Source organism: Herbaspirillum huttiense, assembly GCF_047300815.1.
Taxonomy (GTDB): Bacteria; Pseudomonadota; Gammaproteobacteria; order Burkholderiales; family Burkholderiaceae_D; genus Herbaspirillum; species Herbaspirillum huttiense_A.
Map to the genome: position 1 here is coordinate 143,131 of NZ_CP178608.1, position 26,502 is coordinate 169,632.

Below are 26,502 nucleotides of genomic sequence, written 5' to 3' on the forward strand. Positions count from 1 at the left end.
TTACCATGCGTCACCGTCACGGTCTCCGCAAACTGAATCGTACTTCGTCCCACCGTCTGGCCATGCTGCGCAACATGACTGTCTCGCTGCTGCGTCATGAAGCCATCAAGACCACCCTGCCGAAGGCCAAGGAACTGCGCCGCGTCGTCGAGCCGATCCTGACCCTGGGCAAGACCGACACCCTGGCCAACAAGCGCCTGGCCTTCAACCGCCTGCGCGATCGCGAAATCGTCGGCAAGCTGTTCTCCGAACTGGGCCCGCGCTACGCTGCCCGTAACGGCGGCTACCTGCGCATCCTGAAGATGGGCTTCCGTCAAGGCGACAACGCACCGATGGCCTTCGTTGAGCTGGTCGATCGTCCGGAAGTCACCGACGCTGCTGACGCACCGACCGCTGAATAATTCACCGGACGCTGCATCATCAAGAAAAAGCCAGGCTCTGCCTGGCTTTTTTGTTTTGCGCGGCTGCATTTTCTTTCATCCGGCTGATGTGCGCCGTCACGCCTGGCCTGCGGATGTGGTTGAATACGGTCTCTGCAAGGAGACCTTTCATGTCCGCATCCCTGTTGAACCAGCCGCTGCTGGTACTGGCCAATGTGCCCGACCAGGCGCTGGCCGAACGCCTGGCCAATTCCCTCGTGGAACAAGGCCTGGCTGCCTGTGTCAACATTCTGGCCCCGGTGCAGTCGGTCTATCGCTGGCAGGGCAAGGTCCAGCGCGATACCGAGATTCCCTTGCTGATCAAGACCACCCAGAGCCGCTACCAGGAACTTGAGCAGGCCATTGTCGAGGCTCATCCCTACGACGTGCCCGAGATCATCGCCCTGCCCATCACGGCGGGTCTGCCCGCGTATCTGGCCTGGATGCAGGACGAGACCGTCCGTCCCCTGCGCGTATAAGCTCAGAGCACTCCCATCGAACGAGGAACACCGTTGAACCGCATCAACCGGCGCACGCGCCTGACAAGATATCCCCTGCTGATCGTATTGGCGCTGCTGGCCCTGCTCGGCCTGCTGGTGGCCAAGGCTGCCAAGGCGGCTGAGGATTACCTGCCGCCCGAACAGGCCTTCCAGCTCACCGGCCGCATGGTCGACGCCCAGACGCTGGAGCTGAGCTATCGGATTGCAGATGGCTACTACATGTATCGCGACCGCTTCCACTTCAGCGCCGAAGGCGCGACGCTGGGCGAGCCGCAATTCCCGGCGGGTAAACGCAAGTATGACGAAAACTTCCAGAAGGAAGTTGAAACCTACCATCAGTCGGTAACTGCCCGGATTCCGGTCAGCGGCGCAGTGAAGGATTTTGCCGTTTCAGCGGTATCGCAAGGCTGCGCCGACAAGGGATTGTGTTATCCACCGATGACCTTGAAGCTGGCAATGTCGGCCCAGGATATTGGCAAGAGCGTCACCCCGGTGGGCATCAATGCTGATGCGCCGGGCGCGGGCGGCAGCGATATCGATGGCATTGCCGCCGTGCTCAAGGGCGGCAAGCTGTGGAGCATCCTCTCGCTGTTCTTCCTGCTGGGCATCGGTTTGTCCTTTACGCCCTGCGTGTTGCCGATGCTGCCCATCCTGTCCTCCATCATCATCGGCCAGCAGCCGGGCGCCGGCGGCGGACGCGCGCGCAGCTTCCTGCTGTCGGTCGATTATTCGCTGGGCATGGCGCTGGTCTACACGGCACTGGGCGTGGCCGCCGGGATGCTGGGAGAGGGCTTGTCGGCCTATCTCCAGAACCCTTGGGTGCTGGGTGCGTTTGCCGTGTTGATGGCCGGCCTGGCGTTGTCGATGTTCGACCTCTACACCCTGCAAGTCCCCGCGTCGCTGCAATCCAGATTATCCACAGCCTCCGGCGGAGGCAGTGGCAAATGGATCGGCGTCTTCCTGATGGGCGCGATTTCGGCGCTGATCGTGGGCCCCTGCGTGGCGGCTCCCCTGGCCGGGGCTCTGCTGTACATCAGCCAGACCGGCAATGTGGTGCTGGGGGGCAGTGCCCTGTTTTCCATGGCACTGGGCATGAGCGTGCCGCTGCTGCTGGTCGGCGCCTCCGCCGGTGCCCTGCTGCCGCGTGCCGGTGCCTGGATGGATGCGGTCAAGCGCTTCTTTGGCGTGTTGATGCTGGGCACGGCCTTGTGGATGGTGTCGCCGGTGATCCCTGCGTGGCTGCAGGTGGCTGGCTGGGCGGCGCTGGGCATCGGCTATGGCGCTTTCCTGCTGTGGACGCGCCCGGCTGGATGGATATCCCGGGCACTGGGCCTGGTGGTGGTCACGCTGGGCTTGCTGCAACTGGTCAGCGTGGCCACCGGCGGGCGAGATCCGCTGGCGCCGCTCTCGCATCTGCGCGGCCAGTCAGCCGCCGCGCAGCCCACCGACTTCGTGCGCATCCGCTCCAGCGCTGAGCTGGATGCGGCCCTGAAGGAAAACGCCGCTGGCGAGCGCCGCCCGGTCATGCTGGATTTCTATGCCGACTGGTGCGTTTCCTGCAAGGAAATGGAACGCTTCACCTTCTCCGATGCGCGTGTGAAGGAACGTTTCGGCCAGATGCTGCTGCTGCAGATCGACGTGACCGCCAACAATGCCGACGACCGCGCCATGTTGAAGCGCTTCAATCTCTTCGGTCCGCCGGGCATCATGTTTTTCGATGCCGATGGCCGGGAACTGGCACAGCGCCGCGTGATCGGTTATCAGGATGCCGACCGGTTCATCTCTACGCTGCAACATCTGTAGTTCCACATGTCGCAAGGTAATTTGAAAAGCACTTTATAGTCGTTGGCCTGAGGCTGGCCTCGCGTTATAGTCAGCCTTCTGTTTTCATTCTGTCCACCAAGGAGACCACCATGACGCTGCGCCTGGGCGATACCGCACCGGATTTCGAGCAAGAATCCTCGATCGGCAAGATCAAATTCCACGACTGGGCGGGTGACTCCTGGGTCGTGCTGTTCTCGCACCCGGCCGACTTCACGCCGGTCTGCACCACCGAGCTGGGGCTGACGGCCAAGCTCAAGCCCGAATTCGACAAGCGCAACGTCAAGGCCATCGCGCTGTCGGTGGATGGTGCCGAGGCCCACAACCAGTGGATCAAGGACATCGAGGAAACCCAGCAGACCGTGGTCGGCTTCCCCATCGTGGCCGATGTCGACAAGAAGGTCGCGGGCCTGTACGACATGATCCATCCGAACCAGTCCGAAACGGCGACCGTGCGTTCGCTCTTCGTGATTGACCCGAAGAAGAAGGTGCGCCTCATCATCACCTACCCGATGAGCACCGGCCGCAACTTCGACGAGGTGCTGCGCGTCATCGATGCGCTGCAACTGACCGACGGTTACACGGTGGCCACCCCGGGCAACTGGAAGGATGGCGACGACGTCATCATCCCGTTGTCAGTCAAGGATGAGGAAGTCATCAAGCAGAAGTATCCGAAGGGCTACAAGTCGCCGCGTCCGTACCTGCGTATTACGCCGCAGCCGAACAAGTAAGCCTGACCCGCCGTACAGCCCGAAAGCGCTTCTGAAGGTGCGCTTTCGGATGAGGCATGAAGAACCCCGTGTTTGCGAACACGGGGTTTTTTTATGCGCAGAGGAATCGCACGTAGCTGGCCGAAGGTGCAATAGCCAAGCGTTCTGGCGAAGACTTGATAGAACGATTTCTAGAAGGTTTTTCGAGGACCGTAGACCTTTTCACCGTTTCGGCTCCGCCTGCTGTCCTGAGCCTTATCGAGCGCAAATGATGTTGATAACGTATGCCGTTTCGCCAACTTGGAGACGGTATGGGATGCAGGTCCATTTGCTGTGCAGTCGGCACGACTGCAAACGCTGATGCGGGAGTCGGCGCTGGCAAAAACGATGGCGCTTGCCGCCAATGCTGAACGTCGAGCAAGCTGCGGCCCTCCCTGATTTGCTGGCGACGACCGCTGAAAAACTCACTGACCGCCATACGGATCAGTTGGCCTTCGGATGGCGTCGCCGGCCTGATCGCCTGGCCAACCCGGCATTGGACTTCGCCGATCTTGCCGCTTACGACGACCGCATGCAGGCGTCGTTGACGGCGCTGGTTCACCTGGGAGAGCCAGCCCGGCAACACTTCCACAAACTCCTTGAGGAACCTGTGCGCAGCGCCGAGCTGTTTGCGGTGACTTGTTACGCGCTGGCCACGCAAGACGGCGAGCTCTTCAGCGCCGCCAGTGCACTGACCACGGCGATCGCTGACCTGATGCCGGCGAAGGTGGCTGCGTTGCAGTGGGCACCGGACTCTGCGCTGCGCATATCGGCCATCGATTCGCTGTCCATGGTGCAGCAACTCAGACTGGTGGGTCTGGGCTACCGCCAATGGCCGGACCTGGATGAACGCGTATTGGCTTGCCTGCGAGCGCAGCAATCCGATGCAGAGAGCGTCAGCGCGGCATTCCAACTGATCCGCAATCTCGGCCGAACCGACTTGGCACACACGGGCCTGCGCCACCTCGACGACGATCATCCTGCAGTACGCCTGGCGGCGGCGCAGACCTTGCTGATGCTCGGATCACCCGATCACCATGGTCCTGCCTGCGCCACCTTGCAACCCCTGGCAGTGAGCGAGCAGGACGCAACTGCAACCGCCGCGTTGCGCGCCCTCGCTTTGCATGCGCCGGCCTACACCGAACCGGTATTGGCCCGCCTGGCCGCGATGCCGCAGCACCGCCGACGCTACCTGCTGGCCCTCGGTTTGATGGGGCGGGCGGACGCCATTCCCGGTCTGATGGCGGCCATGGAGGATCGCCACCATGGCCGCGCCGCTGCCGCCTCGCTGGCACTCGTTACCGGCTCCGATCCTGGTCGCGACGGCTGGTCAGGTCCCAAGCCTGAGCGTCGCCAACGTCCCCCAGAGCCGGGCGATCAACTTTCCGCACACCCCGATGACCACGAATTGCCTTGGCCGGACCCACCCGCCTTCGCTGCCTGGTGGCGCAAGCACAGCGAACGATTTGCCGCAGACCAGCGCTATTTCGCCGGGCGACCGCTCACGCCCGAATGGCTTGCGACGGTCCTGCGCACTGGTCCGCTGCCTTGGCGGGCCTTGGCGGCCGAGCACCGCCAGCGCTTGGTCCACGCGCCTTTGTTTCCCACGGACTTGCCCGCCGACGTGCAGCGTCAGCGGCTTCATGAACTCAATTGAAGAGAGGAATGAAATCGCATGGAACAGGAACACGAACTGTTGTTAGCCAAACCAGAAGCCGATGCTGCAACTTCGGTTGCACCCACGTGTGAACCTCCCGCTCCGCTGTCCGAAGAGCTTGTCCTCGAAGCCAGGCGGCAAATCACCTTGCAATGCGGGAAGTCCAGCATCACGCTCTATCCCAACGGAAAAATCGCGCTGCGCGGCGAATACATCCTGAGCGACGCGGAAGGTCTCAACCGCATCGTCGGCGGTCAGGTGGAGCTGAACTGATCCATGTGGGCGCTCGACAACCGCACCCCCTTCGCGGCCGACAGCGGCTGGATTCGTGACAGTGACGGTGCCGAAGTCTGGATCGTCGCCGTCAAGGCCACCTATGACATTCTGCGCGACGGCGACACGCGCATCGCCTCCGAGCAGGTGCCGGTGCACAGCGGCCCAGTGCCCCACGATGATTTGCGCAGTCTGCGCTACGACATCGACCTTGGTCCGTCCAAGCCCGCCACCGACATCCTCCTCAATGGCCACGCCTATGCACAAGGCACGCAGCCCGTGGAAGAACTCCATGTGGGCTTTCGCGTGGGCAGCATGAAGCGCTTGGCCAAGGTGTCGGGAGATCGTTACTGGCGGCGCGGCATGCTGCTGACTTCGGCGAGCAAGGCTGTTCCCTTCATGCGAATGCCCCTGGTGTATGAACGCGCTTTCGGCGGCGATGCGCCGGATGCCGGACATGGCAGCGCAAATCCACTGGGCCGTGGTGTTTCGCCAGACGCAGATGGGCGGGTCTGGTTGCCCAATGTCGAGCTGCTCACTCATCCCATCCACAAGCCAGGCGACAGGCCTGCACCCATGAGCTTTGGTCCGCTCCCCTGCCACTGGCCTGAGCGGCAGCAGTACGCCGGCACCTGTGATGAAGCCTGGCTGGAGCAACGCTTCCCCCTGCCGCCGAAAGATCTTGATCCACGCCACTGGCAGCTGGCACCGGCCGCGCAGCAGGTAGACGGTCATCTGCGAGGTGGCGAGGAGGTGGTGCTGGTGAACCTTACCCCGCCCGGCTTTGCGGCTGATGGCAGGTTGTCGTTCAGGCTGCCCAAGCTCACCCTGGCCTTCCAGACCTACTTCACCGACGGCCACTCGGTGACCAGTCGCTCCAGGATCCACACCGTGATCCTGGAGCCGGATCATCCACGCGTGAGCATCGTGCACCACATGGCCTTGCCTTGCCATGAGCACATCAACCGGTTGGACAAGACACGCATCCTGCAAAAACGGCGTCCCCTCGATCGTCCGTTCAGTCCTGTTCACGCAGATCTGGAGTGGCCTGCCGGTGACGATCAGGAAGGACCGGATCAATGAGCAACGCGGTGTTCATCCTCGGCGCCTCCTGCGCCTTTCCCTCCGGCCCCAGCCTCCCGCTGGCCGATGCAGCGCTACGCAGCCAGCTCTCGCTGCTGCAATACCACCCGCAGTACCTGGACAGCGCGGGTGCTGCGCCGCGCATCAGTTGCTTCCCCGACCCGCCATCCTTCGATGCCGCCCGTTGGGGCTGGCTAGCGCGCCACGCCCTTGCCCAACTCACGCAAAGCCTCACGCCGCGATGGCCGGCACTGCAAGCGTCGCCCCGCCTGCTCTGGCTGGTGCTTCCCGACGCGGCCCGGCCATACATGCCAAGCGGCCTGGTGGCGCAAGTCAGCGCCGCCGTCGAGCACGAACAATGGCCGTGGCAGCGTACGCACCTGGTCTGCGGCGGGCACGCCGCCGGCATGGCCGCACTGGTCGAAGCCAGGCTGGCATTGGACGCCCAGCCCGACGCCCTGGCCGTGGTGCTGGCCGTCGAAGCGGGCCTGGGTCGCGAAGCCATGTACTGGCTCGACATGCAAGGGCTGCTGCATGGTGCCAGCGTGCCGCACCACGGCCAACTGCGCCGCAACGCCTACGGACGTGTGCCGGGCGAGGGAGCCGCCGCCATCGCCCTCAGTGCCTCGCCGCAGCACGCCTCGTCAAGCTGGGGGCGCTTGCTGGGCTGCGCGACCGCCATTGAACCTGTGACTCATGCGTCGTCCCAGCCCTGTACAGGCCAAGGACTCGCCCAGGCGGCACGACAGGCGATCGAACAGGCGTACCAGCATGGCCCGGCCCGGATCGGCCATCTGTTCGCTGATCTGAACGGCGAACCCTCCCGCGCCGACGCGTTCGGGTTCACCGCCTTGCGCCTGGGCCGTTTGCTCACCCCGGACTGGCAACGCAGCGTACCGGCGCTCGCCAGCGGTGACCTGCACTGCGCCAGCGCCGTGGCCCATGTCGCGCTGGCCGCCTACGGCCAGCTGAGGCGGCCACAGGCCAACCCGACCCTGGTGCTCGCCAGCTCGGACGACAGCCTGCGCGGCGCTGCCGTGCTGGCCGCCAATCCACCCATTGAGAACCTTCCGGAGATTCGCGCATGGCGATCACCATCAACGTCAACGGCCTGAGCCTGTGCCATCGCGGCAGTGGCGGCGTCAGCCACAACACGCTGCCCAATGTGTGCAAGACGCCCGACAAGGGCATCCCGCTGCCCTATCAGAACGAGGCCTACTCGCGCGACCTTGCCAAGGGGACCGTCAGCGTGTTCGCCGACGGCGGCCACAGCATTGCCAAGGATGGCAGCCAATTCGCCAGGAGTGTGTTCGACGAAGCCGGTTCGATGGGGGGCATCGTTTCCGGCACCCATTCAGCCGAGACCGACTGGATCAGCCACTCTTTCGACGTGTTCTTCGAAGGCAAGCCCGCCTGCCGGCTCACCGACAAGCTGTTCATGAACCATCGCAACACGGTGAACATGGCCGGGCTGAAGCAGCGCGATCTGCCCAAGCCGGATCAGGACTTTTTTGACGAGATTTGCGAGCTGGCCTGCGAGTGCTGGAATACCCACAAAAAAGACGGGCCGCAGCCGCTGCCAAAAGGGCATACGTTTCAGGAATGCATGCGCAAGAAAATCGATGACAAGTACTACGGCGGGCCGTCCAATACCCGCAACGGTCGTTATCCCAAGCCCGATGCCCGCATGTGGCGCGAAGTGTCCTTCGACCGCGGCAACAACTGGGAGATGATCGGCAGCAAGTCCAACCCGGGCCTGCCCAGCTCGCAATACCCGTGGGCCAATTCGCGCCGTCTGGATATTGGCCGCGTCGGAGCGGATGGCAAGTTGAGCAAGGTCTTCGATGTGAAATTTCCGGGGGATTCGCTCGCAGACAAAGCGGGCAATGACTATCGCAGTATTGCCGAAAGGCATACGGGTAGCGACAAGAACTTCGAGAAGTTCGAAGTCGATGAACGCTGTAACTGCGAGGACGATGAACCCCCGCAACATCCGGTACCGGTCACTGCGGCTGAGCCGGAAAAGAGTTTCATCGACAAGTTCGGCGACGTGATCCACTCGGCCACCGGTGTGCAGTTGACAGGAGGGCTATTGGCGCTGGCGCTGATCATTTCCGAAGTTACGCGGCTCTTCCCGCCTCGCAATGCCATCCCCATCCCTTGACCTCATCCCGCACTATCAACCAGGAGAATGACATCCCATGGACATCCACCAAGCCATTACTGAACTTGTACAGCGCGAGGGCGGTATCTGCATTTTCGACAAAATTGCTTTCCCTTTGCCCTACAACACCGATGCCGTCGCCTGCAAATTCGGTCTCGGTGCCGAGCTGTTTATGTCGCCGACTGACCAGCCCCTGCTACTCCATCGCGCACTGGAGTTCTTGGTGGATTACTGGAAGACCTTTCCAGACAAGGTCAACCGCTTCTTGGCCGACGAAACGACTCGCACTGTCAAGTTTTCCGGCGACCCTCGCGCCCGTATTCAAGCCGATATGGACCATCAGCCGCCATATGGTTATGGCGCGGCGTTGATGGGCATGGTCGACATTGGCATGAAGATTGACCATGTTGATCCGTACCGAGCCGAAGTGTTGGTCTGTCGCGCAGAAGTGAACGATCTTTCCTTCGCAAACGCCCATTTTCAAATCTGCAATGACCAGGGCGCACCAAACTTCGAGGTGCTGCTGGCTGCCACATTGCGCTGGTGCGCTATTTGCCAGCCGGTGCACGGTAGTGCAGGGTGTGCCTTCATATTCGAGAACGATCAAAAAAGTGAGTACACCCAGCAACTGTTCAAACGCTTTCCGGGGTTCGATTTCCAAGATGCGGGGGCGTTCTCCTTCCAGGCCCGAGCCATTCACAACCGCATCAAATGCGTGAACTGGCTGACTGTGCTGTGTGATGCGCTGGTTGAAGAATTGGGAGGACGCGACAAGATGCGTGCGGCGCTGGAGCCGGTGTGCCAGGTGCACGATTATCCCGGCGGTGTGGTGATCCAGGCCGGGGCCACGCCGCAGATCGGCGACACCTGGCGTGATGAGGTTCCGGAGGCCTACAGGTTGGTGGCCCGCTATACCAAAGCGATCCGGTTTGAGACATACCGCAGCGGTCTGTTCCGCGTCCCGCAGGGTCTGGACGACAAGGAAGAAACCCTCGCGTGGATTCGACGCTTCGATTGACATGGATTGGGTGAGAGGGCTGAAGGGGTAATTGCTCGCCCTCATGCCGCACCATCAACCAGGAGAATGAGACCCCCATGGACATCAATCAAACCATAGCTGAACTTGTGCAGCGCGAAGGCGGTATCTGCGTTTTCGACAAGATTGCTTTCCCTTTGCCCTACAACACCGACGCCGTCGCCTGCAAATTCGGTCTCGGTGCCGAACTGTTCATGTCGCCGACTGATCAGCCCCTGCTACTCCATCGCGCACTGGAGTTCTTGGTGGATTACTGGAAGACCTTTCCAGACAAGGTCGACCGCTTCCTGGCCGACGAAACGACTCGCACGGTCAAGTTCTCTGGCGACCCTCGTGTCCGTATTCAAACCGATATGGACCGTCAGCCGCAATATGGTTACAGCGCGGCGCTGATGGGCATGGTCGACATTGGCATGAAGATTGACAATGTGAATCCGTACCGTTCTGACGTGCTGGTCCGCCGCGCAGAAGAGAACAATCTTTCCTTCGTAAACGCCCATTTTCAAATCTGCAATGATCAGGGCGAGCCAAACTTCGAGGTGCTGCTGGCTGCCACATTGCGCTGGTGCGCCATTTGCCAGCCAGTACATGGCAGTGCTGGGTTTGTCTTCATCTTCGAGAATGACCAAAAGAGTGAGTACACCCAACAATTGTTCAAACGTTTTCCGGGGTTCGATTTCCAGGATACGGGCTCGTTCTCTTTCGAGGCCAGAGATGTTCGCAACCGCATCAAATGTGTGAACTGGCTGACCGTGCTGTGTGATGCGCTGGTTGAAGAATTGGGTGGACGCGACAAGATGCATACGACGTTGGAGCCGGTGTGCAAGGTGCACGACTATCCCGGCGGAGTGGTGATTCAGGCCGGAGCCTTTCCGCAGATCGGCGACACTTGGCGTGATGAGGTTCCAGAGGCCTACAGGTTGGTGGCTCGCTATACCAAATCGATCCGTTTCGAGACATACCGCAGCGGTCTGTTCCGCGTTCCGCAGGGTCTGGACGGCACGGAAGAAACCCTCGCGTGGATTCGGCGCTTCGATTGACTCGGCCTAGTCAGCCCGCCACCGCTCGCGCAAATCCATCCACGAACAACCGCGCCACCGGCGACAGGAGCGTACCGCGCCGCGTCACCAGCTGATAGGGCTCGCTGCGCGTATGCAGCTTCAGCGGCAGGATGCGCGTCATGCCGAAGCGCGTGCAGAACTGCGCCACATCCACCGACAGCAGCGCCACGAAGTGCGGATTCTTCTGCAGCAGCGACAAGGTGGTGAAGGCCGAGGTGGTTTCCATCAGGTGCAGCGGGAAGCGCAGGTCGGCATCATGGAATTCACGCTCCAGCGTCAGCCGCATTGGCATGTTGGCCGAATAGACCACCCAGCGCGAATCGGCCAGGTCCGCCAGTTGCAGGCTGCTCGCTTCCGCCAGCGGATGCTGCACGCTGGCCACCACGGCCAGCTCTTCCTCGTGGATGTTGAAGGCGTCATAGAGATCCGGGCGCTGGCTGATGCTGGTGCGGCAGATCGCCAGGTCCAGCCGCCCCTGATCCAGCAGGCGCAGCAGGCGGGCGCTGGTGTCTTCCACAATTTCCACGGACAGGGTCGGATGCGCCTCCAGCAATTGCGTGAGCGCATCCGTCAAGAGCGGTACCGCCCCCATGATGGTGCCCACCGCCAGCCGTCCACCATGGCCTTGCATGATGGATAACATTTCTTCACGCAGGTGGGTCAGGTCGGTCTGGATCAGCCGCGCATAGCGGATCACGCAATGGCCCAGCTCGGTGGCCTCGAGGCCGCGATTGGTACGGGTGAACAATTGCGCACCGAGCGTGCTTTCGATTTCCTGCAAAGCCTTGCTCGCCCCCGGCTGGGTCAGCGCCACCTGCTCGGCCGCCTTGAGCAGGGAACCATGGTCGGACAGTGCGATGAGCAGCCGCAACTGCCGCAGGTGCAGGCGCGAAGTGATGGAGGCCAGCGAGGGCAAGGTGGTGTGCATGGAAAATCCTCCTCAAAGAAGTCGCTAGTATGAGCGCTGGTTATACCCATATCAACAGCTCTCATTAGCCAAGCGCCCCTTGATGGCTTAGAGTCTGGCTTTCCAAAGCCGGTCCCCATTGGGAAGCATCGGCTTCTGCAGGGTTTCGGAGCAAGCCCGCCGATGGCAGACCCGGTGGAGACATCTATAAATCAAGGCTATGTAATGGCACTCATCAACTACATTACCCAGGTCCAGTTCGACTACGGCGCGCTGGCGCTGCTGCAGCAGGAATGCGACCGCCTGGGCATCAAGAAGCCGCTGGTGGTGACCGACCCGGGCATCCGCAACGCCGGCCTGCTGGACAAGGTCCTGGCCCAGTTGAAGGACGGTGCCGCCACCGTGGTCTATGACCAGACCCCGCCCAACCCCAATGAGGGTGCCGTGCGCGCTGCCGTGGCATTGTTCCGCGAGCATGGCTGCGATGGCATCGTGGCTGTTGGCGGCGGTTCCTCGATCGACCTGGCCAAGGGCGTGGCCGTCTGCGGTACCCACGAAGGCCCGCTGAAATCCTTTGCGCTCATCGAAGGCGGCCTGGCCAACATCACGGCCAAGACCGCCCCGGTGATCGCCATCCCGACCACCGCCGGCACCGGCAGCGAAGTCGGCCGTGGCGCCATCCTGATCCTCGACGATGGCCGCAAGGTCGGCATCATCTCGCCGCACCTGGTGCCCAAGCTGGCCCTCTGCGACCCCGAACTGACCCGGGGCCTGCCGCCGCTGATGACGGCCGCCACCGGCATGGATGCCATCGCGCACTGCCTGGAAACCTTCATGGCCCCGGCCTTCAACCCGCCCGCCGACGGTATCGCGCTGGATGGCCTCTGGCGCGCCTGGGCGCACATCGAGCGCGCCACCCGTGAACCGGGTGACCGCGAAGCGCGGCTGAACATGATGAGCGCCTCCATGCAGGGCGCCATGGCCTTCCAGAAGGGGCTGGGTTGCGTGCACAGCCTGTCGCACTCGCTGGGCGGCATCAATCCCAAGCTGCACCATGGCACCCTGAATGCGATCTTCCTGCCGGCCATCATCGCCTTCAACGAAAGCGCGCCCAGCATGGTCAAGGACAACAAGATGGCGCGCATGGCCCACGCCATGGGCCTGGCCAGCGGTGCCGGGATCGGCCCGGCCATCCGCGACATGAGCCGCCGCCTCGGCTTGCCGGCCGGCCTGCGCGAGCTGGGCGTGAGCGAGTCCCTGTTCCCGCAGATCATCAAGGGAGCCCTGGCTGATCACAGCCACAAGACCAACCCGCGCGAAGCCTCGGAACAGGATTACCTGAACATGCTGCAGCAATCCATGTGATGGCCGACAATGAACAGCGCCGGCAGGCCACCATCTGCCTGCTGCGCATTTCCCCCTCAGCTGCTCCTGCCTCGCGCGGGCGCAGCTTTCTTGCCTGACCCGGCCCCGGGCGGCATCAACGACACCAGCAGGAGCACAACGTGAGCGACAAGATCCTAGGACACAACTACATCGGCGGCCAGCGCAGCGGCCAGGGCGACGTCGCCCTGCACAGCGCGGACGCGGCCACCGGCGCCCTCTTTGAAACCCCTTTCCTGACCGCCACTGAGCACGAAGTCGCTGCCGCCGTGGATGCAGCCGAGAAGGCCTATCCGCTGTACCGCGCCGTTCCGGCTCAACAGCGCGCGCTGTTCCTGGAAGCCATCGCCGACGAGATCGATGCCCTGGGCGACGACTTCCTGGCCGCCGTGGCCCGTGAAACCGCCCTGCCGGCCACCCCGCGCCTGGCCGGCGAACGCGCCCGCACCAGCGGCCAGATGCGCCTGTTCGCCAAGGTCCTGCGCCGTGGCGACTTCTACGGTGCCCGCATCGATACCGCCCTGCCGCAACGCCAGCCGCTGCCGCGCCCGGACATCCGCCAGTACAAGATCGGCGTGGGTCCGGTGGCCGTGTTCGGCGCCAGCAACTTCCCGCTGGCCTTCTCGGTGGCCGGTGGCGATACTGCTGCCGCGCTGGCCGCCGGCTGCCCGGTGGTGTTCAAGGCCCACAGCGGCCACCTGGTCACCTCCGAACTGGTGGCCAACGCCATCGAGCGCGCCGTCAAGAAGACCGGCATGCCGGCCGGTACCTTCAACATGATCTACGGTGATCGCGTCGGTGCCCAGCTGGTCAAGAGCGCCGGCATCCAGGCCGTCGGCTTCACCGGCTCGCTGCGTGGTGGCCGCGCCCTGTGCGACATGGCCGCCGCCCGTCCGCAGCCGATCCCGGTGTTTGCCGAGATGTCCAGCATCAACCCCATCATCCTGATGTCCGAAGCCCTGAAGGTACGCGGTGACGCCATCGCCAAGGACCTGGCCGGCTCGGTCACGGTCGGCGTGGGCCAGCTGTGCACCAGCCCCGGCCTGCTGCTGGGCGTGCGTTCGCCGGAACTGACCGCCTTCATCGAGAAGCTGTCGGCCGCCTTCGGTGGCACCAACCCGGCCACCATGCTCAACAGCGGCGGCCTGACCCACTACAACGGTGGCGTGGCGCGCCTGACCCAGCTGCCCGGCGTGAAGGTCATCGCCACCGGCGGCACCAGCTATACCCAGGCCGTGCCGCACCTGTTCAAGGCCGATGCGGCCCTGCTGTTCTCCAAGGAAGCGCCGCTGGAAGAAGAAGTCTTCGGCCCCTCCACCGTGATCGTCGAGCTGGAAAGCCGTGAGCAACTGCTGGACTTCGCCGCCAAGATGAACGGCCAGCTGACCGCCACCCTGCAAGCCGAAATCGGCGACCTGCAAGGCAACCAGGACCTCATCGCCATCCTCGAACAGAAGGCCGGCCGCCTGTTGCTGAACGGCTTCCCGACCGGCGTCGAGGTGTGCGATGCGATGGTCCACGGCGGCCCCTATCCGGCCACCTCCGACGCCCGTGGCACCTCGGTGGGCACGCTGGCCATCGAGCGCTTCCTGCGCCCGGTGTGCTACCAGAACTACCCGGACGCGATGCTGCCGGCCGCGCTGCAGAACGCCAACCCGCTGGGCCTGATGCGCCTGGTCGATGGCGAACAGACGCGCGCTACCGTCGGCTGATCATCCACAAGCAGGACCGGACCGGCGAGGCACTGCCGGTCCCGCAGGACCTTCCCCGCACTCGATTGCGGGGTCGCAACAAGAATCACATTCCAGGACCCCCAAAGGAGGAGACCCCATGACCGCATTCATCCGGCGCGCCGCGCTGTCGGCCGCCTGTGCCCTGCTGGGCGCAGCCACCCTGCCATCCGCCCAGGCGGCGGGCGACACCATCAAGATCGGCTTCATCACCGACATGTCCGGCACCTATGCCGACTTCGACGGCCAGGGCGGCGTCGAAGCCATCCGCATGGCCATTGCCGACGCCGGCGGCACCATCAATGGCAAGAAAGTGGAACTGGTCTTTGCCGACCACCAGAACAAGGCCGACATCGCCGCCAACAAGGCCCGCGAATGGTTCGACCGCGATGGCGTGGACATGCTGGTCGGCGGCGTGAACTCGGCTGCCAGCCTGGCCATGGGCAAGGTGGCGGGCGAGAAGAAGAAGGTCTTCATCTCGGTCGGTGCCGGCACCACCCGCCAGACCAATGAGGAGTGCAATGCCTACACCGTCCAGTACGCCTACGACACCACGGCCCTGGCGCGCGGCACGGGTGCGGCCATCACGCGCCAGGGCGGCAAGTCCTGGTATTTCCTGACGGCGGACTATGCTTTCGGCACCTCGCTGGAGAAGGACACCAGCGAGGTCGTCAAGAGCAATGGCGGCAATGTCATCGGTGCGACCCGCGTGCCGCTGGCGACGTCGGATTTCTCGTCCTTCCTGTTGCAGGCGCAGTCCTCCAAGGCGCAGATCCTGGGGCTGGCCGTGGCCGGGGGCGATGTCATCAATGCCATCAAGGCCGCCAATGAATTCGGCGTGAACAAGACCATGAAGCTGGCCGGCCTGCTGATCTTCATCAACGATACCCATTCGCTGGGTCTGCAGATGACGCAAGGGATGTACCTCACCGATGGCTGGTACTGGGACCTGAACGATGAGAGCCGTGCCTGGGCCAATCGCTACTTCCTGAAGATGAAGAAGATGCCGTCCATGTTCCAGGCCGGTGACGCGTCGGCCGTGGGCCAGTATCTGAAGGCGGTCAAGGCCGTGGGCAGTACCGATGCCGACCAGGTCATGGACTACCTGCGCAAGAACCGCATCAAGGATTTCTTCACCAGCAATGGCGTGGTGCGCCCGGACGGCCGCATGGTGCACGACATGTACCTGATGGAAGTGAAGAAACCTTCCGAATCCAAGCGCCCATGGGATTACTACAAGCTGGTGCAGACCATCCCCGGCGAGCAAGCCTACATGACCAAGGCGGAATCCAAGTGCGCACTGTGGAAGTGAGCGCACCTACGCCATGAAGCATCAAGCCGGGTGGCGCTGGTGAAGCCGCCGCCGGCCAGGTTTTGAGCAAGAAGTCTGATGTGGATCGGACCATGTTCAACGCATCCCGGGTGACCCGGGTGCGTTTTTTTTCACCTGTGTGAGATGCCGGTGGGCCGATCAGGCGCGGCGCGGAGCCTGCGGGCGCATGGCCACGCCCAGCCGGTTCCAGGCGTTGATGATGGCGACCGCGAAGGTCAGGTTGGCGATCTCGGTATCGTTGAAGTGCTGCTGCAGCAGGGCGAAGGCGGCGTCTTCCTTCTCGGCATCGGGCTGGTGCAGGTGGGTGAAACGCTCGGCCCAGTTCAGCGCGGCGCGTTCGGCCTCGGTGAAGAAGGCGATCTCGCGCCAGGCCGCCAGGGTGTTCAAGCGCTGCTGGTCTTCGCCCTTTTGCAGCAGGTCATGCGAATGCATGTCGGTGCAGAAGGCGCAGCCGTTCAGCTGTGACACGCGCAGGAATACCAGTTCCAGCAGCTTGGGATCGACACCGCTCTGGTGCACCACTTCGCTGGCCTTGAGCAGGGCATTGAAGGCAGGAGCGGCGAGCTTGGCGTGGGGCAGGCGTTGCTTGAAGTCGGACATGAGGATTCTCCATCGGGGATAAGGTGACAACGACGCCAATCGCCGCTGTTCCCCTTCTAGACGGAGCGGGCTCGCCCCTTGTGACAGATCCGATGAAAAATAAATGAAGAAACCTGAAAAATCTCAGGGTGCCGTGTTCTGCTGTGCGATGGCGGCCAGCTTGTCGGGGTTGCGCACCACATAGATGGCGTGGATGCGCAGGCCATCCGATTCCAGTACCTGGGCCGATTCCAGCGCACCATCGACGTAGCGCAGCAAGCCCGGGCTGCCGTTGATCCAGGCCGCGCGATAGACGATGCGCTGGGCGAAGCGCCGCACATTGGCGTAGTACAGCCAGGAGATGCGCTCGCCACCGGCCAGCGGGTGCGGGAACGAGGCCACCTTGCCGCCACCGTCGCTGATCAGGCGCGCATCCTCGGCCAGCAGGCCCAGCATGGCCTCGCGCTGGCCGCTTTGCACGGCCTGCATGAATTTCTCCAGCAGCAGGGCGTGGGTTTCGCGCGTGACGTGGCTGGAAGCGGCGCGCACGGCGGGGCGGGCGACGCCATCGGCCTCCTGCCGCGCCAGGCGCTCGCGGGCGCGATGCACCAGCTGGCGGCAACTGGCCTCGGACTTCTGCAGGATGGCAGCGATGTCGGGGTAGTCGTTGTCAAATACTTCACGTAGCAGGAAGGCCGCGCGTTCCTCGGGCTTGAGGCGCTCCAGCAGCAGGAGGTAGGCGAAGGAAACGTCACTTTGCTGCTCCAGCAGGGCTTCCGGCGAGGGAGCCAGGCGGGCCGCGCCGAACAGGTCGATCTCCGGCGCCGGTTCGGCCAGTCCCACCAGCGGCTCCGGCAGCCAGTGGCCGACGTAGTGCTGGCGCTCCTGCTGCAGCTGGCGCAGGCGGTCGATGCACAGGCGGGTCACCACCGTCACCAGCCAGGCTTCGGCCGAGTCCAGGACCGACTTGTCCTGGGCGTGCCAGCGCAGCCAGGCGTCCTGCAGGACGTCGTCGGCCTCGCTGCGCGAGGCCAGCATGCGGTAGGCCACGCCAAACAGGCGTGGCCGCAGCTGCGAGAACTGGACGAGCGCGGGGTCGTCGGTCATCGGCGGGGCCGGGGGTGGCAAAGCGGTCAGCCCTGCTTGAGCTTGCGCGCGATGTCCAGCGCGAAGTAGGTCAGCACGCCATCGGCGCCAGCGCGCTTGAAGGCCATCATGGCTTCCATCATGGTCTTGTCGTGGTCCAGCCAGCCGTTCTGGGCGGCGGCCTTGATCATGGCGTATTCGCCGCTGACCTGGTAGGCGAAGGTGGGCACGCGGAATTCATCCTTCACGCGGCGCACGATGTCCAGGTAGGGCATGCCTGGCTTGACCATCACCATGTCGGCACCTTCCTGCAGGTCCAGCGCCACTTCGCGCAGGGCTTCGTCGCTGTTGGCTGGATCCATCTGGTAGGTGGCCTTGCTGCCCTTGCCCAGGTTGGCGGCCGAGCCCACGGCGTCACGGAAGGGGCCGTAGAAGGCCGAGGCGTACTTGGCCGAGTAGGCCATGATGCGGGTATAGATGTGGCCTTGGGTTTCCAGCATGGCGCGGATGGCGGCGATGCGGCCGTCCATCATGTCCGAGGGGGCCACCACGTCCACGCCGGCATCGGCCTGGGTTTGCGCCTGCTTGACCAGCAGCGCGATGGTTTCATCGTTGAGGATGTAGCCGGTTTCGTCGAGCACGCCGTCCTGGCCGTGGCTGGTGTAGGGGTCCAGTGCCACGTCGCACAGCACGCCCAGTTCGGGGAAGCGGTCTTTCAAAGCGCGCACCACGCGCGGTACCAGGCCGTCGGGGTTGGTGGCTTCGATGCCGTCGGGCGTCTTCAGGGCCGGATCGATCACCGGGAACAGCGCCAGCACCGGCACGCCCAGCTTCACGCATTCCTCCGCCACCGGCAACAGCGTATCCAGCGACAGGCGCTCCACGCCCGGCAGCGAGGCCACGGGGGTGCGCAGGTTCTGGCCCTCCTGCACAAACACGGGGTAGATCAGGTCGGCACTGGTGATGACGTTTTCGGCCATCAGGGCGCGCGAAAAAGCGTCGCGGCGCATGCGGCGCATGCGCAGGGCAGGGTAGCCGGCGTTGGAACTGAAATCGGTCAAGGACATAGGTCAGCTTTCAAAAATTAGATGTTATTTGAGGCTATCTTGGAATTATTTCGAGGCAAATATCGCTATCTTCGGAGATTTGATTCCTTTGATTGCAAATCTGCTCCAATTTCCGTGGCTTACATTATCTTGTCGGCAGGTGATTTTTTCACCTCCCGCTTCCCCTTCCCTCCCTGAGCGGGGCTGATCGCGCAAGCGAAAGGCGTTCTTCCCCGGAGAATTTCCCTGTTCTCCGGGGTTTTTTTATTCATGCGTTGTGCTCCGTCCGGAAAGATCTTGCCTTGTCGGCGATCAGGCTTGCGGGATGTTGCTGTCGGCGCTGCCAGCAGCTTCATTTGCCAGCGCAGCCGGTGCCACCGGCTCGGCCGTCTCAACTGGCTGGTTCAGGCCGGCCAGCTCCAGGATCTTGTCGTTGGCTTCATCGAGACCGATGCGCTTCAAGGCCGAGAACAGCTGGGCCGTGAACGGGAAGGGCTGGCCATCCGCATCCACATAGCTTTGCAGGAAGGTCTGGGCCTGGCGCAGGGCATTGGTGGATTCGTTGCGGTTGAGCTTGTCAGCCTTGCTCAGGATGCAATGGATGGGTTTGCCGGTGGGGGCGAACCACTCGATCATCTGGATATCCAGGTCGGTGAAAGGACGGCGCGAATCGACGATCATCACCAGCGCCGCCAGCTGCTCGCGCTGGCGCACGTAATCCCCCAGCAGGGCTTGCCAGTGATGCTTGGCCGAGCCGGAGACCTCGGCGTAGCCATAGCCGGGCAAGTCCACCAGCATGGCGCGGATCTCGTCGGGGCGCGCCTCGTCATTGCGGTGCTGGCCGACGTGGGCGCCGCCCAGCGAGAAATAGTTGATGTGCTGGGTGCGTCCCGGTGTCTTGGAGGCGAAGGCCAGGCGCTTCTGGTTGCACAGTACGTTGATGGCACTGGATTTGCCGGCGTTGGAACGGCCGGCGAAGGCGATTTCCGGCACACTGGTCTTGGGCAGGTCCCGCAGGTGATTGACGGTGGTGAAGAAACGGGCTTGCCAAAGTTGCGACATGGTGGGGGGAAATCCGAAAGAGGAGGGAAAAACGCGGAGAAGCTATTGTACAATGGCCCGAAACCCAGCGCCTCGTTGACGCCAAGCAAGCAAAAAATATGGCGGCCATTGGAGACAGGTCAAACAACGGGCATTTGGGCAGGGGGCAGCCAGCCGCCGAACGGGCAAAATCTCTCAATTCCACAATAAGTATTAGGGTGACGAATGAACCGTGCCTTTTCCCCACTGTTGTATACCGTTCTTGCTGCCGTGCTGGCAGTGTCCTCGGCGGCCCATGCGGCCGATGACAAGAAAGCCCCGATCAAGGCCGATCCGGCCAAGGGGGAAGCCCTCTACACCAATGGCGACAATGCCCGCAACATCGTGGCCTGCGTGTCCTGCCACGGCGCAGCCGGCAATTCGACCATCACCCAGAATCCCAAGCTGTCCGGCCAGCATGAGGCCTACATCGCCAAGCAGCTGCTCAACTTCCGTACCCCTGACCGCAACAACCCGGTGATGTCGCCGCTGGCCAAGGCGCTCTCGGATGACGACATCCACAACGTCGCCGCCTACCTGGCCGCGCAGGCCCCCAAGCCGGGCGCCGCCAAGAACAAGGACACCATTGAGCTGGGCAAGCACATCTGGCGCGGCGGCATCGCCTCCAAGAACGTGCCGGCCTGTGCCGGCTGCCACAGCCCCAATGGTGCCGGCATCCCGGCCCAGTATCCGCGCCTGGCCGGCCAGCATCAGGATTACACGGTAGCCCAGCTGACCAACTTCCGTGGCGGTGCGCGCACCAACAGCGCCCAGATGACCGCCATCGCCGATCGCCTGTCGGACAAGGAGATCAAGGCCGTGGCCGACTACATCGCCGGCCTGAAGTAATCAGCCTGCCGCCACACGGCGCGGGCAGGAAAGAGGCGGCCGGCGTGCCGCCTTTTTTCATGCAGCTTGACGCACGTCGTGGTGAAACATCGTCCAACACGGCATGATGCCTTCCCGCCGGACCAGATAATCGCCCCGGCATACCCGGATTACGCAGGCGCGTATCACGGACTTTCCCCCGGAGCGGTAAAATCCGGGTTCGCATCGCTTTGCCGGCCGGCAAGGCGATCCCCCCAAGGTAAGCGGAACCGGCAGGCCCGGTCCGGTAAGGCAGGAATATGACGACGGGCAGCAGTACCCAAGGAATCCAGATCAGGACCCGCCAACGCTGGCTCGGCGAGGCCGTGGAACTGGTCTCATCGATGCGCTTTGCGATCAGCCTCCTGACCCTGATCGCCATCGCCTCGGTGATCGGGACGGTCATGAAGCAGAACGAACCGATGCCCAACTACGTGAACCAGTTCGGTCCGTTCTGGTTCGAGATCTTCGGCAAGGCCGGCTTGTATGCGGTGTATTCGGCCTGGTGGTTCCTGCTGATCATGGGCTTCCTGGTGCTGTCGACCTCGCTGTGCATCGCCCGCAATGCGCCCAAGATGCTGCGCGATGTGAAGAGCTGGCGCGACAACGTGCGCGAGCAGTCGCTGCGCAATTTCCATCACAAGCATGAATGGACGACCACTGAAGGCCCGGCCGAGGCTGCGGCACGGCTGCAGCGCCAGGTCGGCGCGCGCGGCTACAAGACCAAGCTGGCCGACAAGGAAGGCGGCACGCTGCTGGCGGCCAAGCAGGGCGCGGCCAACAAGTGGGGTTACATCTTCGCGCACGCGGCCATCGTCATCATCTGCCTGGGCGGCCTGCTCGATTCGGATCTGCCGATCCGTTTCCAGCAATGGTTCTACGGCAAGTCGGCCTTTGCCGGCAATGGCATCATTTCCGAGATCCCCGAACGCTATCGCCTGGGCCTGAACAACCCGACTTTCCGCGGCAACACGCTCATTCCGGAGGGCTCCAGCAGCAGCACCGCCATCATCCCGCAGAAGGATGGCGTGATGATCCAGGACCTGCCTTTCACCATCCAGTTGAAGCGCTTCATCATCGATTTCTACTCGACCGGCATGCCCAAGCTCTTCGCCAGCGAAGTGGTGGTGCGCGACCATGAAACCGGCAAGGAAACCGCCGCTACCATCAAGGTCAATGAGCCGCTGATCTACAAGGGCGTGGCCATTTACCAGTCCAGCTTCGAGGACGGCGGCAGCAAGCTCAAGCTGGTCGCCTACCCGATGCGCGGCGGCAGCAACAGCCACTTCGACCTGTCCGGCGAAATCAACGGCAGCACACCGCTGTCCTCCGGCAGCGGCGACTACACCATCGAGTGGAGCGGCTTCCGCCCCTTCAACGTCGAGAACATGCAGGCGGCTGCATCCGGCCGGGCGTCAGGCTCGACCTCGGGCGATGCGCGCGCGGTCAACGTGGGCAAGGATGTCAATCGCGGCTTCATGGACGGCCTGGACAAACACCTGGGCTCCAGCGCCAAGAACGCCAACAGCAAGGACTTCAAGAATGTCGGCCCGAGCGTGCAGTACAAGCTGCGCGATAAAACCGGGCAGGCGCGTGAATACTTCAACTACATGCAGTCGCTGCCCATCGATGGTGCCGACGTGTTCCTGGCCGGCATGCGCGAGCAGCCGGACCAGCCCTTCCGCTACCTGCGCATTCCCGCCGATGACAACGACAGCGTAGCCGAGTGGATGCGCCTGCGCGCGGCCCTGGCCAATCCGGCTTTGCGCCAGGAAGCGGCACGCCGCTATGCGCGGCAGGCCATCAGCAGCGGCCGCGAAGCCTCGCCCGTGCTGCGCGAGCAACTGGAGCAATCGGCCCTGCGCGGGCTGACCATCTTTGCCGGCGACGGCAAGGTCTCCGGCTACATCGCGGTAACGCGCTTCCTGGAGCAACTGCCCGCAGCCGAACAGGAAAAGGCCGCCGACATCTTCATGAAGATCCTCAACGGCAGCATGTGGGAGCTGTGGCAAGCCGCGCGCGCCCAAGAGGGCCTCGCTCCGGTGGCCAGCGACGAGAAGCATGGCCGCTACCTGCAACTGGCCATCAATGCCCTGGCCGATGCGGCCTTCTATCCGGCACCGGTGTTCCTGCAGCTCACCAGTTTCGAGGAGATCAAGGCCTCGGTGCTGCAGGTGACGCGTTCACCGGGCAAGAAGGTGGTCTACCTGGGCTGCCTGTTCCTGGTACTGGGCGTATTCTCGATGCTGTACATTCGTGAACGGCGCCTGTGGATCTGGATCAAGCCCGGCCCCGGTGGCCAGGGCAGCCAGGCCCTGCTGGCCATGAGCACGCAGCGCCGCACGCTGGACTTCGACAAGGAATTCGAACAGATGAAAAGCCGTCTGACCGGCGCGGGCCAGCCCGCCGCGGGTCCTTCGGCCTGAACCCTTCATGCCGCCGGTAATGGCGGCGATCCCCCGGGCCATGGTCCGGGACAGCAGCAGTGGAGAACGCAATGCAACTGACCCAAGCAAACCAGGCCTACGAGCAAGAGCAGGGCTTTTTCCGGCGGCTCAGTCTCGTCGACTGGATCTACGCCGCCGCGCTGGTGGCCGGATCACTGTACGCCTTCGGGCGCTTCGGCAGCTATATGGATTACTACGAGAAGGCCGTGCTGCTGCTGGCCGCACCGACCTTCGCCTGGCTGGGCTGGCACTGGAAGCCGGTTCGCCTGCTGATGCTGGTGATCGCCGTGCTTTCGCTGGGGGCCATCGCCATGTATGGCGGCGCACTGGAACTGGCGGACAAGAAATTCTTCCTCAAGTACATGCTCTCCAGCCAGTCCGCGATCCTGTGGATGAGCGCGCTGTTCTGCCTCTCTACACTGTTCTACTGGGGCGGCCTGGCCACCACCGCCGGCACCGGCAGCGCGATCGGCTCGCGCCTGTGCTGGGCGGCCGTGGTGCTGGGCTTCACCGGCATGATGGTGCGCTGGTACGAGTCCTACCTGATCGGCCCGGATGTGGGCCACATCCCCATTTCCAATTTATATGAAGTTTTCGTCCTGTTTTGCCTGATTACGGCCCTTTTCTACCTGTACTACGAAGAACGTTACGCCACGCGGCAGCTGGGTGCTTTCGTGCTGACCGTCATTACGGCAGCGGTCGGATTCCTGATGTGGTATACCGTCTCGCGGGATGCGGCCGAGATCCAGCCGCTGGTGCCGGCGTTGCAGAGCTGGTGGATGAAGATCCACGTGCCGGCCAACTTCATCGGCTACGGCACCTTCGCCCTGGCCGCGATGGTGGCGGTGGCCTACCTGCTGCGCGAGCGCGGCATCCTGGCCGATCGCCTGCCCACGCTGGAAGTGCTGGATGACGTGATGTACAAGGCCATCGCCGTTGGCTTTGCCTTCTTCACCATTGCCACCATCCTGGGGGCGCTGTGGGCCGCTGAAGCCTGGGGCGGCTACTGGTCGTGGGATCCCAAGGAAACCTGGGCCCTGATCGTCTGGCTCAACTATGCTGCCTGGCTGCACATGCGCCTCATGAAGGGCCTGCGTGGCCGCACCGCCGCCTGGTGGGCGCTGGTGGGCCTGCTGGTGACGACGTTTGCCTTCCTGGGTGTGAACATGTTCCTCTCGGGCCTGCATTCCTACGGCGAACTTTGATGGTGGTGGCGGCTCCTTGAAGAGGGCGGCCAACGCCCCCGAACAACAAGGAGCAACGATGAATCAGCCCCCTGCCGCGCCCGAACTGGTCATCTTCGACTGTGACGGGACCCTGGTCGACAGCGAAGTGGTGGCTGCCCGGGCCTGGTCCGAGTACGTGGCCGGCTACGGTGTCACCCTCAGCCCGGAAGAGGCGCTGGCGCGCTTTCGTGGCGTGAGCATGAAGTGGTGCATCTCGCACATCGAGCAATTGCATGGCCAGACCCTGCCGGACCACTTCGAGCAGGAACTGCGCGCCCTCATGGGCGGCATGCTGGAACAGCACCTGCAACCCATCAGCGGTGCCGTCGCGATGGTGGAGCAGCTGCACCTGCCCTTTGCCCTGGCGTCCAACGCCCCGCATCACAAGATCGAGCTGTGCCTGCGTGTGACCGGCCTGCTGCCGCATTTCGCCGGCCGCATCTTCAGCGCCTACGACGTGCAACGCTGGAAACCCGATCCCGCCCTGTTCCTGTTTGCCGCAGAACGGCTGGGCGTGGCGCCGCAGCGCTGCGCTGTGGTGGAAGACAGCCTGCCGGGCGTGCAGGCCGGGTTGGCGGCGGGCATGCGGGTGATCGCCCTGCAGGAACATGGCGTACATCCTGAGCTGCCAGCCGAAGTGGCGGTCATCACCCATCTGGCCCAGTTGCGGGCCCAACTGGGCTGACCCCAGGGACAGTTCCGGCAGCGCCCAATTTCGGTAAGATCAGCAAGAAAATTCATCTTCGGCCTCCATGCTCCGCTCCCTAGACCGCGAACGGCAAATCATCCATTGCGACCGCGCCATCGAAGTGCGCCCGCTCGGCCTGCGCGAGGCGCCAGCGCTGTATGACGCCGTGCGCCAGTCCAGAGAGGCCATCGGCCAGTGGGAAGCCTGGTGCACGCCCGACTACGGCCTGCTGGACGCCAAGCTGTTCCTGCAGCGCTCCATCGAGCAATGGCATGTACACGCGGCTTACGATTTCAACATCATCGATCGCAGCAACGGCCTGGTGATCGGCTCGGTGGCCATCAACCAGGTCAGCCAGCTGAACCAGATGGCCAACCTCGGCTACTGGGTACGCGAGGGCTACACCGGCCGTGGCATCGCGGCCCTGGCCGCGCGGGCGGCGGCGGCCTTCGCCTTTTCCAAAACCGGACTGACCCGCCTGGAAATCGTCGCCCAGGCGGGCAACCTGCGCAGCCAGCGCGTCGCCGAGAAGGCCGGTGCCACCCTGGAGTGCCTGGCCCGCAATCGCCTGGTCTTTCATGGCGAACCACGTGATGCGAAGGTTTTTTCACTGGTGCCGGGCGACCTCGGCCTGCCGGTTCCGGTGCATGCCTGAGCTGTCGCAGCGCTTGATAAACATGCCTTGGAGTAAGTTTTCCGTCGTATTTTTGTCGAGTAACGTGAAGGTAGATACGTTTCGCAACACTTTTTTTTCTCTTTTTTTGTTCAGTAAAAGTGCACAATCCGGCGCATTCTGACAGCGCTGTCAGCCTTGACGGCTGCGGGTTTGCGCCATTTTTGCAGAGCCGCACGGAATTGTTTCAGTCGAGTAATTTCGATTTGGCTGACAAAATACTGACTTTTCGCGTATTCCAAAACGCCGCTCGGGCGTTACATACCTAAAGCACTGTCAAGAAAAGCAGTGCTTCTGTATCTGGAGCAGTCTCCCGGAATCAAGGCAGCAGGCAACATCTTCCGGGGCGCTGCGTGTTCTTCCGAACAACAACTCAGGATGGAAGAACGTTGAGCGTCAGCGACGTAAGAGGAAATACGATGCAAGCCATACAACGCAACAAGACCACGAACAACAACCACGCCGGCCGCGCCGCCCAGCAATACGTCATGGGCGGGGAAGCGCGCAGTACCCGTCTGGCCAAGCGCCTCAAGGGTGCCGAAGCCGCCCATGAGGACGATGACTGCAGCGCGCGTTACGACAAGATCTCCAAGCAGATGGATGACGCGCTTGAAGGCGGTTCGCCGCAGCGCTTCAAGCGTCCCAAGATGGAAAGCGACATCATCGCGCGTTGAGACAGGGCGGATTCAGGCGG

The 26,502-nt window shown here is 63.1% G+C and carries 26 protein-coding genes; 20 read left to right on the top strand and 6 right to left on the bottom strand.

Annotation, left to right across the window (positions count from 1 at the left end):
• The first annotated feature begins 5 nt into the window (after positions 1-5).
• On the top strand, positions 6-401 hold the full coding sequence (gene rplQ / locus ACLRDN_RS00745) for a 50S ribosomal protein L17 (protein ID WP_008334167.1): 396 nt from the start codon (positions 6-8) through the stop codon (positions 399-401).
• Positions 402-420: 19 nt separating this feature from the next.
• Here the strand turns inward: rplQ and ACLRDN_RS00750 are convergent, their stop codons facing one another.
• Positions 421-552, bottom strand: coding sequence for a hypothetical protein (locus tag ACLRDN_RS00750; RefSeq protein ID WP_413458556.1), 132 nt, complete (start codon positions 550-552; stop codon positions 421-423).
• Here ACLRDN_RS00750 and cutA point away from each other — a divergent pair.
• From cutA to ACLRDN_RS00800, 10 genes are all read left to right on the top strand, one after another.
• On the top strand, positions 551-898 hold the full coding sequence (gene cutA / locus ACLRDN_RS00755) for a divalent-cation tolerance protein CutA (protein WP_413458557.1): 348 nt from the start codon (positions 551-553) through the stop codon (positions 896-898). The genes ACLRDN_RS00750 and cutA overlap by 2 nt on opposite strands.
• Before the next feature lie 33 nt (positions 899-931).
• Complete coding sequence (dsbD, locus tag ACLRDN_RS00760) at positions 932-2,722, top strand: protein-disulfide reductase DsbD (protein ID WP_413458558.1); 1,791 nt, start codon at positions 932-934, stop codon at positions 2,720-2,722.
• Between the two features lie 110 nt (positions 2,723-2,832).
• On the top strand, positions 2,833-3,471 hold the full coding sequence (locus ACLRDN_RS00765; RefSeq protein ID WP_006464905.1) for a peroxiredoxin: 639 nt from the start codon (positions 2,833-2,835) through the stop codon (positions 3,469-3,471).
• A gap of 382 nt (positions 3,472-3,853) precedes the next feature.
• A complete protein-coding gene (locus ACLRDN_RS00770; RefSeq protein ID WP_413458559.1) occupies positions 3,854-5,146 on the top strand; it encodes a hypothetical protein in 1,293 nt (430 codons plus the stop codon).
• A gap of 18 nt (positions 5,147-5,164) precedes the next feature.
• Positions 5,165-5,419 carry a hypothetical protein gene (locus ACLRDN_RS00775; protein WP_413458560.1) on the top strand — a complete coding sequence of 85 codons (255 nt, stop codon included), beginning with the start codon at positions 5,165-5,167 and terminating at the stop codon, positions 5,417-5,419.
• Positions 5,420-5,422: 3 nt separating this feature from the next.
• Positions 5,423-6,502, top strand: a complete 1,080-nt coding sequence (locus tag ACLRDN_RS00780) for a DUF2169 domain-containing protein (protein ID WP_413458561.1) — start codon at positions 5,423-5,425, stop codon at positions 6,500-6,502.
• Entirely contained in the window at positions 6,499-7,617 is a 1,119-nt protein-coding gene (locus ACLRDN_RS00785) for a beta-ketoacyl synthase (RefSeq protein ID WP_413458562.1), read from the top strand. The genes ACLRDN_RS00780 and ACLRDN_RS00785 overlap by 4 nt, the downstream gene beginning before the upstream one ends.
• Complete coding sequence (locus tag ACLRDN_RS00790; protein WP_413458563.1) at positions 7,587-8,666, top strand: DUF4150 domain-containing protein; 1,080 nt, start codon at positions 7,587-7,589, stop codon at positions 8,664-8,666. The genes ACLRDN_RS00785 and ACLRDN_RS00790 overlap by 31 nt, the downstream gene beginning before the upstream one ends.
• 37 nt (positions 8,667-8,703) lie before the next feature.
• Complete coding sequence (locus ACLRDN_RS00795) at positions 8,704-9,684, top strand: type VI immunity family protein (protein WP_413458564.1); 981 nt, start codon at positions 8,704-8,706, stop codon at positions 9,682-9,684.
• 77 nt (positions 9,685-9,761) lie between these two features.
• Positions 9,762-10,742 (top strand): type VI immunity family protein, encoded by a 981-nt coding sequence (locus ACLRDN_RS00800; protein WP_413458565.1) that lies wholly within the window; start codon positions 9,762-9,764, stop codon positions 10,740-10,742.
• 10 nt (positions 10,743-10,752) lie between these two features.
• On the opposite strand, the gene ACLRDN_RS00805 is transcribed toward ACLRDN_RS00800, so the two are convergent.
• Complete coding sequence (locus ACLRDN_RS00805; protein WP_413458566.1) at positions 10,753-11,691, bottom strand: LysR substrate-binding domain-containing protein; 939 nt, start codon at positions 11,689-11,691, stop codon at positions 10,753-10,755.
• Positions 11,692-11,895: 204 nt separating this feature from the next.
• On the opposite strand from ACLRDN_RS00805, the gene ACLRDN_RS00810 reads away from it, so the two are divergent.
• The 3 genes from ACLRDN_RS00810 to ACLRDN_RS00820 all read left to right on the top strand — a co-directional run bounded on the left by ACLRDN_RS00810 (position 11,896) and on the right by ACLRDN_RS00820 (position 16,095).
• The gene (locus ACLRDN_RS00810) at positions 11,896-13,035 is read left to right on the top strand and encodes an iron-containing alcohol dehydrogenase (protein ID WP_413458567.1); all 1,140 of its coding nucleotides are present in this window, start codon (positions 11,896-11,898) and stop codon (positions 13,033-13,035) included.
• 140 nt (positions 13,036-13,175) lie between these two features.
• The gene (locus ACLRDN_RS00815) at positions 13,176-14,765 is read left to right on the top strand and encodes an aldehyde dehydrogenase (NADP(+)) (protein ID WP_413458568.1); all 1,590 of its coding nucleotides are present in this window, start codon (positions 13,176-13,178) and stop codon (positions 14,763-14,765) included.
• A gap of 118 nt (positions 14,766-14,883) precedes the next feature.
• A complete protein-coding gene (locus tag ACLRDN_RS00820) occupies positions 14,884-16,095 on the top strand; it encodes an ABC transporter substrate-binding protein (RefSeq protein WP_204726241.1) in 1,212 nt (403 codons plus the stop codon).
• 159 nt (positions 16,096-16,254) lie between these two features.
• On the opposite strand, the gene ACLRDN_RS00825 is transcribed toward ACLRDN_RS00820, so the two are convergent.
• From ACLRDN_RS00825 to yihA, 4 genes are all read right to left on the bottom strand, one after another.
• Positions 16,255-16,716 (bottom strand): carboxymuconolactone decarboxylase family protein, encoded by a 462-nt coding sequence (locus ACLRDN_RS00825; RefSeq protein WP_039789618.1) that lies wholly within the window; start codon positions 16,714-16,716, stop codon positions 16,255-16,257.
• 123 nt (positions 16,717-16,839) lie between these two features.
• Positions 16,840-17,802 carry an RNA polymerase sigma factor SigJ gene (gene sigJ / locus ACLRDN_RS00830; protein WP_413458569.1) on the bottom strand — a complete coding sequence of 321 codons (963 nt, stop codon included), beginning with the start codon at positions 17,800-17,802 and terminating at the stop codon, positions 16,840-16,842.
• 26 nt (positions 17,803-17,828) lie between these two features.
• Positions 17,829-18,848 carry a porphobilinogen synthase gene (gene hemB / locus ACLRDN_RS00835; RefSeq protein ID WP_204726240.1) on the bottom strand — a complete coding sequence of 340 codons (1,020 nt, stop codon included), beginning with the start codon at positions 18,846-18,848 and terminating at the stop codon, positions 17,829-17,831.
• A gap of 291 nt (positions 18,849-19,139) precedes the next feature.
• Positions 19,140-19,889: a ribosome biogenesis GTP-binding protein YihA/YsxC gene (gene yihA / locus ACLRDN_RS00840; RefSeq protein ID WP_413458570.1), complete on the bottom strand. Its 750-nt coding sequence runs from the start codon at positions 19,887-19,889 to the stop codon at positions 19,140-19,142.
• Positions 19,890-20,093: 204 nt separating this feature from the next.
• Between yihA and ACLRDN_RS00845 the strand changes: the two genes are divergently transcribed.
• The 6 genes from ACLRDN_RS00845 (at position 20,094) to ACLRDN_RS00870 (ending at position 26,482) form a co-directional block, all read left to right on the top strand.
• Complete coding sequence (locus ACLRDN_RS00845) at positions 20,094-20,756, top strand: c-type cytochrome (protein ID WP_413458571.1); 663 nt, start codon at positions 20,094-20,096, stop codon at positions 20,754-20,756.
• A gap of 278 nt (positions 20,757-21,034) precedes the next feature.
• Positions 21,035-23,200, top strand: a complete 2,166-nt coding sequence (locus ACLRDN_RS00850; RefSeq protein WP_413458572.1) for a cytochrome c biogenesis protein ResB — start codon at positions 21,035-21,037, stop codon at positions 23,198-23,200.
• 71 nt (positions 23,201-23,271) lie between these two features.
• On the top strand, positions 23,272-24,426 hold the full coding sequence (gene ccsB, locus ACLRDN_RS00855; RefSeq protein ID WP_034340529.1) for a c-type cytochrome biogenesis protein CcsB: 1,155 nt from the start codon (positions 23,272-23,274) through the stop codon (positions 24,424-24,426).
• A 58-nt stretch (positions 24,427-24,484) separates the two neighbouring features.
• Entirely contained in the window at positions 24,485-25,132 is a 648-nt protein-coding gene (locus tag ACLRDN_RS00860) for an HAD family hydrolase (protein ID WP_413458573.1), read from the top strand.
• Between the two features lie 67 nt (positions 25,133-25,199).
• Complete coding sequence (locus ACLRDN_RS00865) at positions 25,200-25,790, top strand: GNAT family N-acetyltransferase (RefSeq protein WP_413458574.1); 591 nt, start codon at positions 25,200-25,202, stop codon at positions 25,788-25,790.
• 437 nt (positions 25,791-26,227) lie between these two features.
• Positions 26,228-26,482 carry a hypothetical protein gene (locus ACLRDN_RS00870; RefSeq protein ID WP_413458575.1) on the top strand — a complete coding sequence of 85 codons (255 nt, stop codon included), beginning with the start codon at positions 26,228-26,230 and terminating at the stop codon, positions 26,480-26,482.
• The last annotated feature ends 20 nt before the right edge of the window (positions 26,483-26,502 follow it).